The 14,797-nt window shown below is 37.9% G+C and carries 14 protein-coding genes; 5 read left to right on the top strand and 9 right to left on the bottom strand.

The window, feature by feature from the left end; genetic code table 11:
• Positions 1 to 137 precede the first annotated feature (137 nt).
• From ABXH34_RS04820 to nifD, 3 genes are all read left to right on the top strand, one after another.
• On the top strand, positions 138 to 1,163 hold the full coding sequence (locus ABXH34_RS04820; RefSeq protein WP_353570733.1) for a hypothetical protein: 1,026 nt from the start codon (positions 138 to 140) through the stop codon (positions 1,161 to 1,163).
• A 340-nt stretch (positions 1,164 to 1,503) separates the two neighbouring features.
• Complete coding sequence (gene nifH / locus ABXH34_RS04825) at positions 1,504 to 2,382, top strand: nitrogenase iron protein (RefSeq protein WP_353570734.1); 879 nt, start codon at positions 1,504 to 1,506, stop codon at positions 2,380 to 2,382.
• Positions 2,383 to 2,554: 172 nt separating this feature from the next.
• Positions 2,555 to 4,036, top strand: a complete 1,482-nt coding sequence (gene nifD, locus ABXH34_RS04830) for a nitrogenase molybdenum-iron protein alpha chain (RefSeq protein WP_353570735.1) — start codon at positions 2,555 to 2,557, stop codon at positions 4,034 to 4,036.
• Between the two features lie 300 nt (positions 4,037 to 4,336).
• Here the strand turns inward: nifD and ABXH34_RS04835 are convergent, their stop codons facing one another.
• The 5 genes from ABXH34_RS04835 to ppsR form a co-directional block, all read right to left on the bottom strand.
• The gene (locus ABXH34_RS04835) at positions 4,337 to 5,206 is read right to left on the bottom strand and encodes an ion transporter (RefSeq protein ID WP_353570736.1); all 870 of its coding nucleotides are present in this window, start codon (positions 5,204 to 5,206) and stop codon (positions 4,337 to 4,339) included.
• 455 nt (positions 5,207 to 5,661) lie between these two features.
• The gene (gene trkA / locus ABXH34_RS04840; protein WP_353570737.1) at positions 5,662 to 7,038 is read right to left on the bottom strand and encodes a Trk system potassium transporter TrkA; all 1,377 of its coding nucleotides are present in this window, start codon (positions 7,036 to 7,038) and stop codon (positions 5,662 to 5,664) included.
• Between the two features lie 125 nt (positions 7,039 to 7,163).
• Positions 7,164 to 8,678 carry an amidophosphoribosyltransferase gene (purF, locus tag ABXH34_RS04845; RefSeq protein WP_353570738.1) on the bottom strand — a complete coding sequence of 505 codons (1,515 nt, stop codon included), beginning with the start codon at positions 8,676 to 8,678 and terminating at the stop codon, positions 7,164 to 7,166.
• 90 nt (positions 8,679 to 8,768) lie between these two features.
• Complete coding sequence (locus ABXH34_RS04850) at positions 8,769 to 9,269, bottom strand: CvpA family protein (RefSeq protein WP_353570739.1); 501 nt, start codon at positions 9,267 to 9,269, stop codon at positions 8,769 to 8,771.
• Between the two features lie 167 nt (positions 9,270 to 9,436).
• Positions 9,437 to 10,255 carry a posphoenolpyruvate synthetase regulatory kinase/phosphorylase PpsR gene (gene ppsR, locus ABXH34_RS04855; protein ID WP_353570740.1) on the bottom strand — a complete coding sequence of 273 codons (819 nt, stop codon included), beginning with the start codon at positions 10,253 to 10,255 and terminating at the stop codon, positions 9,437 to 9,439.
• A gap of 220 nt (positions 10,256 to 10,475) precedes the next feature.
• Between ppsR and hisG the strand changes: the two genes are divergently transcribed.
• Complete coding sequence (hisG, locus tag ABXH34_RS04860; RefSeq protein WP_353570741.1) at positions 10,476 to 11,105, top strand: ATP phosphoribosyltransferase; 630 nt, start codon at positions 10,476 to 10,478, stop codon at positions 11,103 to 11,105.
• Positions 11,106 to 11,198: 93 nt separating this feature from the next.
• On the opposite strand, the gene ABXH34_RS04865 is transcribed toward hisG, so the two are convergent.
• The 4 genes from ABXH34_RS04865 to coaE all read right to left on the bottom strand — a co-directional run bounded on the left by ABXH34_RS04865 (position 11,199) and on the right by coaE (position 13,929).
• A complete protein-coding gene (locus tag ABXH34_RS04865; protein ID WP_353570742.1) occupies positions 11,199 to 11,564 on the bottom strand; it encodes a response regulator in 366 nt (121 codons plus the stop codon).
• Positions 11,565 to 11,646: 82 nt separating this feature from the next.
• Positions 11,647 to 12,474, bottom strand: a complete 828-nt coding sequence (locus ABXH34_RS04870) for a response regulator (protein ID WP_353570743.1) — start codon at positions 12,472 to 12,474, stop codon at positions 11,647 to 11,649.
• 55 nt (positions 12,475 to 12,529) lie between these two features.
• Entirely contained in the window at positions 12,530 to 13,303 is a 774-nt protein-coding gene (gene zapD, locus ABXH34_RS04875; RefSeq protein ID WP_353570744.1) for a cell division protein ZapD, read from the bottom strand.
• Between the two features lie 2 nt (positions 13,304 to 13,305).
• Positions 13,306 to 13,929, bottom strand: a complete 624-nt coding sequence (gene coaE / locus ABXH34_RS04880) for a dephospho-CoA kinase (protein ID WP_353570745.1) — start codon at positions 13,927 to 13,929, stop codon at positions 13,306 to 13,308.
• Positions 13,930 to 14,055: 126 nt separating this feature from the next.
• Here coaE and ABXH34_RS04885 point away from each other — a divergent pair, with 126 nt between their 5' ends.
• Positions 14,056 to 14,682 (top strand): L-threonylcarbamoyladenylate synthase, encoded by a 627-nt coding sequence (locus ABXH34_RS04885; RefSeq protein WP_353570746.1) that lies wholly within the window; start codon positions 14,056 to 14,058, stop codon positions 14,680 to 14,682.
• Positions 14,683 to 14,797 lie beyond the last annotated feature (115 nt).

Genomic DNA, 14,797 nt, shown 5'->3' on the forward strand with positions numbered 1-14,797 from the left:
GCTTTATGGTTCTGCGTCAAAATCTAAATAGGCGCAGAATCTTTTTTATCATTTCACGTATTTTTATCATTCAAATGACTCAACAATCTTCTCTCATCTCGTGTACATTTTCAGAGCTGGGTTTGCCTAAACGAACCATGCCACGCCCTGAACATCTTAGACCGCCAAACTATGCTGAACAGTTTGATGACGATACCTTATTGTATGATGTGTTTCGCCGTGATAATCAGATTATTTTAATAGGTCCTTCACTGATAGAAGATGAAAGACTGGCGGAGCTGATTGATAACATTCAAATTAATCAAACTTCAATTAAAAGCTTAAATTATGCCTGTTATGTTTCCCATAAAATCTTCAAAATTATTATTGATAATGCAAATCCTGACTGGGATTCAATCAATATTTACCATAAACAACTGCCTGTAAGACGCTCTCCTTACGAGAATATGAAGCCAAATAAAGTCTTGTGTACAAAGCAAAAAGATAATGAGATTGTTTGGATAAAAGACTGGATTTTATGGTATCACTCTTTTTATGATATTGATCTTGTTGTTATTTATGATAATGCGAGTACTCGATATTCAGTTGAAGAGTTAAAAGCAAGTCTTTCAGATATGCCATGTAGCGTTATTGTTGAAAGCTTTCCTTTTAAATTTGGGCCTCAAGCTTGGGAAATGGGTAAATGGGATTCTGATTTTTGTGAATATGCTATTTATGAACATATTCGTTATTATGTCTGTGGCAATCAAGGTTATTTCTTTAATTTTGATATAGATGAGTTACTGATTTTTAAAGAATTTTCATCTATAAATTGGAATAAGACAAAATATAATGGTATCCATTTCAGAGGAAAATGGGCTTTTCTTGATATAAAACACCAGCCTAATCATAGAAGCAAAATTAAACATGCCTCTCATTCAATTGTAGATAAAGAATATATATCAGGAAGAGGAAAATATATCGCTTTACTCAATAAATTAGCCCATGCAAATTTTTTAAATACTCATCAAATTTCAAATCCTCAAGTCATTTACTATAAACCTAGCAAAGCATTCTATCTACATTTCCATTCAATCAGTACAAATTGGAAATATGACAGAGCTAAAACTATTGATTTCAACCCTCAAATTCATGATCGAATTAATATCAAACTAGTGTCATAGAATAGCTAGAAGAGGCAAGTGCTGGATTGAAAACAGAGAATGCGGCACTGCTTGTAGCAATAAAGGCTGATAGGAATAGGATTGTCGCTTTATAACACCACAACATCCCCCACAAATTTTGTAGTCTATCCCACACATCACATTTTGTTTGTCGCACATTAACCCCGCATTAGCAGTCAAGAATAAAATAAAAAACAAAGTAAAATCAATCGATTAACCTTGATAAACCCACTTGGCACGCATATTGAAATAAAGGTACGCATAGAAAGAATTTGTGTTAGTACTTAATAAAACTCATTAAGTCATCATCGTTAACTTGTTTTAATTTAGGAGAGATAACATGCGTCAATGTGCGATCTACGGTAAAGGCGGGATTGGTAAATCTACTACCACTCAAAACTTGGTTGCTGGCTTAGCTGAATTAGGCAAAAAAGTCATGATCGTGGGCTGCGACCCTAAAGCGGATTCAACTCGTTTGATTCTTCACTCTAAAGCACAAACTACAGTTATGCATTTAGCTGCTGAAGCAGGTACAGTTGAAGATTTAGAATTAGAAGATGTATTATCAGTCGGTTACGGCAACATTAAATGTGTTGAATCTGGTGGCCCTGAGCCTGGTGTTGGTTGTGCAGGTCGTGGTGTTATTACTGCAATTAACTTCTTAGAAGAAGAAGGCGCATACGAAGAAGATTTAGATTTTGTATTCTATGACGTATTAGGTGACGTTGTATGTGGTGGTTTCGCAATGCCTATTCGTGAAAACAAAGCACAAGAAATTTACATCGTTGTTTCTGGTGAAATGATGGCTATGTATGCAGCTAACAATATTGCTAAAGGGATTGTGAAATATGCAAACTCTGGTAGCGTACGTTTAGCAGGCTTAATTTGTAACAGCCGTAACACTGATTGTGAAGATCAACTTATCGAAGCATTAGCAGCGCGTTTAGGCACTCACATGATTCACTTTGTACCTCGCGATAATGCAGTACAACATGCTGAAATTCGCCGTATGACTGTAATCGAATACAATCCTAAATGTAAACAAGCTGATGAATACCGTACATTAGCGCAAAAAGTGATTGATAACAAAAAATTAATCATTCCAGAACCATTAAGCATGGATGACTTAGAAGACTTGTTAATGGAATTTGGCATCATGGAAGAAGAAGACGAAGCAATCGTTGGTAAAACGGCTGAAGAATTAGCAGCAGAAGCTTAATTCTAAGCTTTAGGAGTGCAAAACTTGTACTCCTCATAAAGTAGATTTAAAAGCAGAATTCCCCTTTCATCAGGTTACGGTGCATTTCGACCCCGAACTTGCCTCGCGCCGAACCTCACTCTTAAATTGCTTTGTTCGCGGATTGGCGACGGCATTACAGGAGAGAATCATAATGGCAACAATGAATCATGACGAAACTGAAGCCCTCATTCAAGAGGTTTTAGAAGTTTATCCAGAGAAGGCTAAGAAAGATCGTGCTAAGCATTTAGCAGCAAACGATACTAGCTTAGAAAAATCTAGTAAATGTATTACTTCTAATAAAAAATCGTTACCTGGTGTAATGACAATTCGCGGCTGTGCATACGCGGGTTCTAAAGGTGTGGTTTGGGGTCCTATTAAGGACATGATTCACATCTCTCATGGTCCAGTTGGCTGTGGTCAATATAGCCGTGCAGGTCGCCGTAACTACTATGTTGGTACGACAGGTATTAACACATTTGGTACAATGAACTTCACATCTGATTTCCAAGAGAAAGACATTGTATTCGGTGGCGACAAAAAATTAGGCAAACTCCTAACAGAAATCGAACAATTATTCCCATTACACAAAGGGATTACGGTTCAATCAGAATGCCCAATTGGTTTGATTGGTGACGATATCGAAGCGGTATCTAAAAAAGCAGCTAAAGAAATTGAAAAACCAGTTGTTCCAGTACGTTGTGAAGGTTTCCGTGGTGTATCTCAGTCTTTAGGTCACCATATCGCAAACGACGCAGTACGTGATTGGGTTTTACATAACCGTGATGACGACAATAGCTTTGAAAGCACACCTTATGACGTAACAATTATTGGTGATTACAACATCGGTGGTGATGCTTGGGCTTCTCGTACTTTATTAGAAGAAATGGGCTTACGTGTTATTGCTCAATGGTCTGGTGACGGTACATTAGCTGAAATGGAAAATACACCTAAAGCTAAATTGAACTTGTTACATTGCTACCGTTCAATGAACTATATTTCACGTCACATGGAAGAGAAGTATGGTATTCCTTGGATGGAATATAATTTCTTTGGTCCTACTAAAATTGAAGAAGCATTGCGTAAAATTGCAGCATTCTTTGATGAAACAATTCAAGCGAAAGCTGAAGCAGTTATCAAAAAATACCGTGCTGAAGTTGATCCTGTCATTGCAAAATACCGCTCTCGTTTAGAAGGCAAACGGGTTATGTTATATGTTGGTGGTTTACGTCCACGTCACACAATCGGTGCTTATGAAGATTTAGGCATGGAAGTGGTTGGTGCGGGTTATGAATTCGGCCACAACGATGATTATGATCGTACATTGAAAGAAATGGGCGACGCAACTTTGTTATATGATGACGTAACAGGTTACGAGTTTGAAGAGTTTGTTAAGAAAATCAAACCTGATTTAATCGGTTCTGGTATTAAAGAGAAGTACATATTCCAAAAAATGGGTATTCCATTCCGTCAAATGCACAGTTGGGATTACTCAGGCCCTTATCATGGTTATGATGGTTTCGCTATCTTTGCGCGTGATATGGATATGACATTAAATAACCCATGTTGGGGTAAATTACAAGCACCTTGGTTGAAATCTGAAGAATCAGCAGACGCAGTAGCTAAAGCGGCTTAATTAGCTAGTAGTAACCTCTAAAAATACTTAAAGCCCTCAGCAGAGATGTTGGGGGTTTTTTGTTTGTGAATACATTGATAGAACGTTATTCTAATATTGGGGTGTTGAACCGAAGCAATCAATTTAACCATTTTAATTTGGAATAATATGCAGACAAAGATAAAATATCTGCATAGTCATTAGGTGTACATCATCATTGGTAAGCCACTGCTCTCATGACTTATCCAATATATCTGAGACTTAAGTATTGTCAGTTCTAACAATCTCTGTAAAAACCAGCATCATTCAGAAACGGAAAAGCTATTCATCTGTCTTTTTAGATGACTGAGTTCTCAACTCTGAAGGTAAAATCTGTTTATGACAATGTGGGCATTCATGTATATCAACATGGGTGTGGCGGTGCAATTCTTCCTGAAAACCCGCCGCTAAAATACCCGCAGGCAAAGCAAAAACCCCAATCCCAAGCACAGAAATAATTGCGCCTAAAATTTTACCTAATGGCGTAATTGGATACGCATCTCCATAACCAACAGTCGATAAAGTCACAATTCCCCACCAAAGTGCATCAGGCACAGTACTAAATACCTGAGGCTGAGCTTTATGCTCCACCAAATACACTAAGTTAGAAATAACAATCAGAATCAGAGAAGCCATAATCACAGTAATCAATAATTCTTCACGTTTAGCATAAAACACTCTAATTAAAATCATTGCAGAGCGAGAATAACGTACTAATTTAAAAATCCGCACAAATCTAAATAATCGGAATAAACGGGCAAATATTAAACTGTGTGCAATAATAAATTCTGGGTATAAAACAGGAAGATAAAACGGTATCAATACGATTAAATCTATTAATACCAGAGGCGTTAGCATAAAGCGTAAACGTCCACGTAATGGATGTCGATAACGTGGCAATACGGTACAGCTCCATAAACGCAAACCATATTCGTAAGAAAATATCACAATACACAAGATTTCAAGATACAGCACCGGTTTTTCATACATAACACCAAGTGCCCCCATACTGAAAAAGGTCACGGTTAACGTATTCGCTAAAATAAGGGCAATGATGAGGAGATAAATTAAGCGTCCCCATAAACCGCGTTGCTCGCCTTCCAGTAAGGAAAAAACTTTATATTGAATGCGTCGTCTATTATTTTTTAACATGGGATTACAGCCTATAGTGAATTTCTTGTTATGTATTAGGACTGGCAGTCCTTTAATATTTTAAATATCAAATACTTTCAAATTTGAGGACTGTCAGTCCTATATCACTTTAAAGTAAAACGACTATATTGTTTAGATAGTAAAGGCCAGCCTATCTGTGCGCAAAAAGAGGGGGTTGACCATCAATATATCTAGCTTAGAGGATAGCTAACTAACTGAATTATGGTAATAACCTAGCTCAACTATGTTACAAAGATAGGTTTAAGGACAAAAAACAGCTTACGTCCCTGCTTGCGCAAAGATGTAGCGTGATGGCGAGCAAAAACCTGTATGCAGATTCAAGTGAGATAAAGCTTAAAAGCCATGAACACAGGGTGTTTGAGGATTATGATATGGCAAAATATGGCGATGTCTTTAGCAATAGCACTGAAAACATATTCAATACAGCCAAGCATTTATAAGAAAGTAATACCTACTTGGAATAAACGTTCAACCGCAGTGATTTTACGCTTATCAATCAAGAATAATATTACGTGATCTTCTGCTGCAATTACGGTGTCATGATGTGCCATGATAACTTGGTTATTGCGTACAATTGCCCCAATTGTAGCTCCTGTTGGGAGTTTAATTTGGTCAATTCGTTTGCCGACTACTTTAGATGAACGTGCATCACCATGAGCAATCGCTTCAATCGCTTCTGCAGCTCCCCGCCGTAATGAATGCACCACAACCACATCACCACGCCGAATATGTGCTAATAAACTACCAATTGTGGCTTGCTGTGGCGAAATCGCAATATCAATGGTGCTACTTTGAACCAATTCAACATACGCTGGACGGTTAATCAACGCCATCACCTTGCGTGCACCCATATTTTTCGCCAACATCGCAGATAAAATATTAATCTGGTCATCGTTAGTCACCGCACAAAAAATATCAATTTCGTCAATATTTTCCTCACGCAACAAATTCTCATCTGCTGCATCACCTTGCAATACAATTGTGCGTTGTAATACCTCAGAGATGTGCTCGGTACGTCGTGAATTATGCTCAATCAATTTAACTTGATATTTACGTTCTAAAACCTCTGCTAAACGAGTTCCAATGTTACCGCCACCCGCCAACATAATTCGTTTACAAGGCCGATCTAACTCACGTAAACCCGCCATCACTGTTTTAATATTTTCACTCGCAGCCAGAAAAAAGACTTCGTCATTGGCCTCAATAATCGTATCGCCTTCAGGAATAATGGCTCTACCTTGACGAAATAATGCTGCAATACGGGTTTCCACTTTGATATAACTTTCTAAATCACGTAAGGCATTACCAACCAATTGACCACTATGAAATGCTTTTACTGCAACCAGCTGCACCCGACCATTAGCAAAATCTAAAACCTGCAAAGCATCAGGATAATTAATTAAACGTTCAATATGGTGGGTGACTAATTGTTCTGGACTAATAATGACATCAACAGCTAAACCATGACCATCACTACTAAAAATATCATTATGATGTAAATAATCTGCTTCTCGAACGCGGGCAATTTTCATTGGAGTATTAAACAGACTGTGCGCCATCTGACAAGCAACCATATTGGTTTCGTCCGTATTGGTGACAGCAATTACCATATCAGCATCTTCAGCACCCGCTTGCATTAATACATGAGGATGAGATGCATGACCCTTCACTGTACGTAAGTCTAAATGCTCTTCCAATGTGCGTAATAATTGCTCATCTTTGTCTACAATGGTGATGTCGTTGGCTTCAACCGATAAATTGCGAGCCAATGAACTACCCACTTGCCCTGCACCGAGAATAATGATTTTCATAAATGGTTCTTAATTGCGATTTTCAGAATTTAACAGCAGATTAACTCCAAAAGTTTAAGATAATGTAAGATGCTGATAAGAAATATATTTAATCATTTTACAAACGTATCAACACCCTACACGGTCTAACCTACATTATGTAATTCAATGACTTCGGAATGGCCTTTATTGCGTTTATTTTTTGCATTATCATTACGTTGTGATTCAACAAATGCTAAATACTGTTCATCCACATCACCTGTCACATAATGACCATTGAAACAAGACGTATCAAATTGCTTAATTGACTTATTACCTTTGCGTGCTGCTGCAATTAAATCATCTAAATTTTGATAAATCAGCCAATCTGCACCGATTTTAGTAGCAATCTCATCTGAAGTACGATTATGCGCTAATAATTCATTCACTGAAGGCATATCAATCCCATAAACATTGGGATAGCGTACTGGGGGAGCGGCTGAAGCAAAATACACTTTTTTAGCTCCTGCTTCACGCGCCATTTGAATAATTTGCTTACAAGTTGTACCACGCACAATAGAATCGTCCACTAACAATACATTTTTGCCTGAAAATTCTAGCTCAATCGCATTCAATTTTTGTCGTACAGATTTCTTACGTTGGCCTTGACCGGGCATAATAAAAGTGCGAGGGATATAACGATTTTTTACAAACCCTTCGCGGTACTTCACGCCCAACACATTGGCTAATTGCAACGCAGAAGTTCGACTGGTATCAGGAATCGGTACTACAACATCAATATCGTGGTCTGGATGGGTTTTGAGAATTTTCTTCGCCAAATATTTACCCATACGCATCCGTGCTTTATACACTGAAATCCCATCAATAATTGAATCTGGGCGGGCCATATACACAATTTCAAAGATACAAGGCGAGGCCACTGGATTTTTAGCACATTGACGTGAATAAAGCTGTCCTTCTGAGTTAATAAAAATAGCTTCACCAGGTTCAATATCACGCACGATATCAAAACCTAATACATTCAAAGCGGCACTTTCTGACGCAATAATATATTCCTCACCGCCTTGAGATGTTTTGCGTTTACCGAAAACGATAGGACGAATACCATACGGGTCACGAAAACCAACAATTCCATATCCCATAATCATCGCAATGGCAGCATAACCTCCACGACAGCGACGTTGTACTTCTTTCACTGCGGTGAAAATATCTTCTTGATCCAGACGTGATTTGCCCATTTTTTGTAATGCGCGTGCAAAAATATTGAGTAATATTTCCGAGTCTGAATCTGTATTGATATGACGAAAATCTTCTTGGTATAAATCCTCTTTAAGCTCATCTACATTAGTTAAATTGCCATTATGAGCCAAAGAAATGCCGTAAGGCGTGTTAACGTAAAAAGGTTGTGCTTCAGCACTAGACTGACAACCCGCAGTTGGATAACGTACATGTCCAACTCCCATTTTACCTTTTAGGTTTACCATGTGACGAGTATGAAATACGTCTCGCACTAAACCGTTATTTTTGCGCAAATAAAAACGCTTATTATCACAGGTTACAATCCCTGCTGCATCTTGTCCGCGATGTTGCAATACTGTTAAACCATCATAGATTGATTGATTAACAGCTGATTTGCCCACAATGCCTATGATTCCGCACATGGCGTAGTGTCCCTCTTATGTCCCCAGAGCAATAGTCAATATATAACGTCAAGTCAACATTACCACGTTAAGATGGTAACGAGGAATAATTTATATTCTAAAATGAAATTCTGGTCTAATATCTAGTGGTAAAAATTGAGTAATAGATAAAGCAATCTGACTGGATTGTTGGATTATTATAGATGATTGCCACCATTGATGAATGGTGAAAATATCTGTGAGAGCGGCGAAAAACATGACAAACATCATCATCACACTGCCACGCATTAAGCTTAATAGTGCGACCAGAATTCGGTCTGAATTAGATATTTTTTGCCTACCCAAGGTATCTATAATTAAATAATTAATCCATAGAATTGGAATGAAACTGAGAATAAATAGCCCTAGCATTGAGATCGCTAAACGTAAATCAAGATAAGGAATAAAATCGGTCATCATCAGGGAAAATGGATGTAAAAAGGCGATGGTGATAATAAATGCGATTAACCACGCTGCTAGCGATAAGACTTCTTGCGCAAGCCCTTTATAATAATAGCTGAATCCTGCCAAACCAGCGAGTATGAGCAGGAGGATAAAATCTGCCCCATTCATGATGATTTCTGCTAGCAAATAGAGAAGGGCGCGATTCTAACAGATTCTAAGACCTAATAGAAGCAATATGAATCGCATTTTTAATTTTTCTATATGATTAGGATATTGAAAGCCTATTGAATGAATAAGTAATTATTTTTAAAAGAAAAAAGCACCCTAATAAAAACTTAGAAAGTAGGCCTTTCTATTTTTGCATTTAATAGAATATTAGTCGCAATTTCTTCTACTGAAGTCACCGTTGTATTGATAAATGGTAATTTGAATTGACGATACAAGGCCTCAACTTTCTGCACTTCAAGTTGACATTGAGCTAGCGAGGCATAACGACTATTCGGGCTACGTTCTTGACGAATTTTTTGCAAACGAGAAGGCTGAATGGTTAAACCAAATAATTTGTCTTGATACGGCATTAACATTTCAGGCAAGGCTTGAGTTTTAATATCATCGTCGGTTAATGGATAATTCGCAGCAAATACCCCAAATTGCATCGCAAGATATAAACAAGTAGGAGTTTTACCTGAACGTGACACACCAATCAAAATCACATTGGCATCTTCATAACGCTGATAACTCTGCCCATCATCATGTAGCAGTGCAAAATTAATCGCTTCAATCCGCTCATTATAAGCCGTGTTAACACTATGGCTTTTACCGATAGCATGAGATGATTTTTCTTGGAATTCATACTCTAGTGGCTGGATAAAGGTGGCAAATAAATCTAACACTAAGGCGTTACTAGTCGAAATAATATGGCGCATCTCGGGGTCTAACAATGTTGCAAACACAATAGGGCGTGTGTCTTCTTGAGCGGTTTGATTGATTTGTTGTACCACAGCATTGGCTTGTTTGGCGGTATTAATATAAGGCAAGGTAATGGTACTAAATTTAATTTGCTCAAACTGGGTTAATAAACTATGTCCCAAAGTTTTTGCGGTAATACCTGTGCCATCAGAAATAAAAAAAATAATGCGTTTGTTATGACTCATCGTTATTATCAGTATTAAATTAATTTATGAATGCTATTATTTATAGCATAGTGCCTAAAGTTGAACAAATAGAGTTTACTTAATGGTTTGAAGTTTCTGATAAATTGCTATTGATGAACTAAAGATCGTTATATTATTCCCAATCCTAATACTTTGAACTCAAGCCCACTAAACACTATAATGCAAGATTTATTGCTTGATTTATCCAAAGGTTGTTTGAATGTTAAAAATTGCATTGTCTAAAGGCCGTATTTTTGAGGATACATTACCTTTATTAGCCCAAGCGGGCATTGAGGCCGTTGATAACCCCAAAACATCACGTAAATTAATCTTAGATACAAATCAAGATGATATTAAATTGGTCGTCATTCGGGCTTCGGATGTACCAACTTATGTTGAATACGGTGCGGCAGATATTGGTGTGGCTGGCAAAGATGTATTGATGGAATATGACAATGATGATTTATATGAGCCTTTGGACTTGAAAATTGCCCAATGTAAAATGATGGTTGCAGGTTTTAAAGATGCGGATATTCCTAACCATCGCCGCTTACGGATTGCAACTAAGTATGTAAATATTACCCAACGCTATTTTGCTGAACAAGGTAGACAGGTTGAAATTATAAAACTCTATGGCTCGATGGAGCTTGCGCCGATTGTGAATTTGGCTGATTTAATTGTGGATTTGGTTGAGACAGGTAACACGCTAAAAGCAAATGGTCTTGTACCACTAGAGCATATTGCAGATATTAGCTCGCGTTTGGTTGTGAATAAAGCCGCAATGAAAATGCAACATGAAAAAATCAAAGATTTATTAAATCATTTAGGAAAAGCCGTTGCTGCGAAATAAAGCGGGGATTTAGGCGTATGCTAAGAAAGGTATAAGACAACAACATAGAAGAAAAAAGTACGTAGAGAACGAAGCTACGTACTTTAAAATAAATTATTTAAAATTATTAATTTGTTCAATAATTTGATCAGGTGTATAAGGTTTTTGTACTAATGCTTTACCACCTTGCATTTCAGCCCACATACGGTCAGCTTTTTGGCCCTTACTGGTAACAAATACAATAGGTATCTCCTTTGTACCTTCGTTATGAGTAATCTCACGACAAGCTTGATAACCATCCATTTGCTGCATAACCACATCCATAAAAATTAAATCTGGTTTTTCCGCAGTGGCTTTTTCAATTGCTTCCTGTCCAGATGATGCGGCAATCACATCATAACCAGCGTCAGCAATAATATTTTGAATATTCATTCGATCTACTGTGGAATCATCAACCACAAGAATTTTGTTGATTGGCATTTATTAAATCTCCTCAGTTTTGCGCTCAACATGCCACTGTGTGCAAAAAAGTTAAATCCCTATAAAAAATAACCCTTAACACTTAAGCATTAACGGCTGTTGCATCTGGTAAAAATTGTTTAATCACTTCTTTCAATTTTTCTTGTTCAACAGGTTTAGTTAAATAAACGCTGGCACCGGCCATTGTTCCTCTCAGTTTGTCAAAACGAGAACCTTTACCTGTTAACATCACTACGGGCGTGTTTTTTGAAACTTTGTTTGACTTAATTTCTTTACAGACCTTATAGCCATCAATACCCGGTAACATTAAGTCTAAGAAAATAATGTCGTATACATTATCTGGTTTTTTCACATAATCTAATGCTTCTTCACCTGTTTCAGCAAAGTCAATATTCAGGCCATACAAACCTAACTGAATTTCCATTGACTTACGTACAGGCAAACTATCATCTACAACTAGGGCTCTTGCATTGCTCTTAGATGCATCTTTCGCGCTCTGAACAGCGTCTTGCAAAGCTGCACTTGCCGCGTCATCTAAGACTTCTTCACCGCCTACCACTAATTCAGGCACATATTTGTGTGCTTCGATGGTCACTTTATCTAACACTTCAAGTACACGTTTAAGCGTGAGTGGTCTGCGTAAGTGGATATCGCTGCCAGAGTCGTCAATAGCCCCTTTGGTGACCTTGACTACTGGAATATTATTATGATGCACAGTGAAGCTACGCCACTCATTCATCGCATTAGCATCATCAGCATCTACTAAAATAATTTCAGCCGCGGAACGTTGGTCGGCAGGCACTAACTCATACTGTCGACTGCGAGATGCAGCCAACTTAAAAATACTACCTAGGGTATTTTGTTCGTTTGAGGCAAGCCCAAATATACCCACCTTAAAAACTTTATCCATCGCTATATGTTCCTGTTTTTGTGACCAGCCATCAGTTATCCACTAACAACTGCGTTCATATCATACAACAGCTCAATTCAAATTGAATATCTTGTTCAGTCTGCCTTGGGCGATTGGCAAGGTTTTCTTGTTCATAAAAACGCACTGTAAAACGTTGTTTTCCTCCGCTGATTTCAGGATAGTAAACTTGCTCAGGGGGCATATTTACTTGAATGAGTTGATAGTTCCCATTTGCCTCTAATTTAGACTGATAAAATCCTTCGGTGGCAGTTTGTTGCGAAACCAGCGCATTTTGACGAACGAGATATAAAGTAGCCTCTAAAGCCTCACGTAAAGGGTCAATAGCTTGTAACCATTCATTGATTTCATGTTGGCGGTGTTTGGGGTTTTTATGCAGCCATTGATGGAGAATTGCTACATCACTACTGCTTGTGCCGCCAACGATGCCCTTACGCTGTTTGATTAAACTAAACAAATAATGTTGGCTAAAATGCTCAATTGCAACTGCCATATCCATGTTTTGTAAATGATTTAATACATCTTTTACACCTGATAGAAGCTCTGACAAACGTTCTGTATTCACATCAGGGGTACTTTGCCAACGTTCTAGAGTTTGAACCTGTATTATTAAATCATCTACTAATTCGCTTTTAAAATCAACCCGTCCCAATAATTCTACAATATCAAGTATATTCAATAAGACACTACGACTGTCCCATGCAGTTGGGCCTTTTAAGTGATATTTCATCGCACCAAACAGGTATTCTAAGCGCAAATAGCTTCGCGCCGTTTCAGTCAATGGATGTTCGTAAACAATTTTTTTCTTCACGTTCAGTCGGGTATGGTTGCTAACTGCAAGTATTGTAAGTGTAAACTGCACACTTGTGTGGCTAAATATTCCAAACTATTATTATTTTGTATAATATCATTGGCAATCGCTAAACGTTGCTGTCGCGTTGCTTGGGCTGCCAGTATTTGGTCTATTATTTTATCATCAAATTGATTGCGTTGTCTTAATCTTTGTCTTTGCTGTATGTCTGTACAATCAACAACTAAAACTCGGTCAACTTGGGCATATTTCCATGTTTCAACTAATAATGGAATACTGACGATACAATACGCATAATGACTTTGTTGTGCTTGTTGTGTGATTTCTGCGTAAACCAGAGGGTGCAAAATGGCTTCTAATTGCTCACGTTGTTGCGGTTTAGCAAAGACTTTTTCACGCAACAGCCCTCTATCTAAGCTTCCATCAGAGTGCAGTATATCATGTCCAAAAACTTGTGCAATTGTTGCAAGTGCAGGTTGTCCAACTTGAACCAACTGATGTGCGATCACATCAGCATCAATTATAGGAACGCCTTGCTGTGCAAACAAATCAGATATGGTTGTTTTGCCACTTGCAATTCCTCCCGTCAAGCCTATTTTTAGTGATGAACAATTATCATTTATCAATGCACAAACCTCTTATAAAAACAGTTATTTTGTAATAAAGATGTGTCAGAAATATTTAATATTCGTTTTCGGTGGCATTGAGAGCTATAATAAGCAAATATCACCACTCAAAAACTAAAAATTCCAATGAGTCAGTTCTTTCAAATTCATCCAGATAATCCTCAGCCACGCTTGATTAGCCAAGCGGTTGCGATTATTCGTGCGGGCGGTGTGATCGTATATCCCACCGATTCTTGTTATGCACTTGGTTGCCATATCGGCGATAAAGCCGCAGTGGAGCGGATAAGACGCATCCGACAGATGGACAAACAGCATAATTTTACCTTGATTTGTCGAGATTTATCTGAACTATCGACTTATGCCAAAGTGGATAATACTGCATTTCGCCTGATGAAAAGCTTAACCCCTGGTCCCTATACTTTTATCCTACAAGCCACCCATGAAGTGCCTAGACGTTTACAACACCCTAAGCGTAAAACCATTGGCTTACGGGTACCAGATCATCGCATTGCGTTAGAGTTGCTAGAGCAGCTTGGTGAACCGATTATGAGTTCTACATTATTACTGCCTGATCGTGACGAACCTGAAACTGAACCTGATGAAATGCGCAATTTACTAGAAAAGCAGGTTGATCTCATTATTGATGGTGGACACTGTGGGTTTGAAACCACGACAGTTGTTGATTTAATAGATAATACCCCTGTGGTTTTACGTGAAGGCAAGGGTGATATCAATGCGTTGATGAATTTCTAGTGTCAAACTAAAATTATCATAAGTTAAGTAATATGTATTGTAAAAATTTAAAATTACCCCATTGAGAACTCAATTCTTTAGTTTTTCATTGATTGCTAGGAGAGTAGTAGAATGA

The sequence above is a fragment of the Candidatus Albibeggiatoa sp. nov. BB20 genome (assembly GCA_016744725.1).
In the GTDB taxonomy this organism is placed as follows: Bacteria; Pseudomonadota; Gammaproteobacteria; order Beggiatoales; family Beggiatoaceae; genus Albibeggiatoa.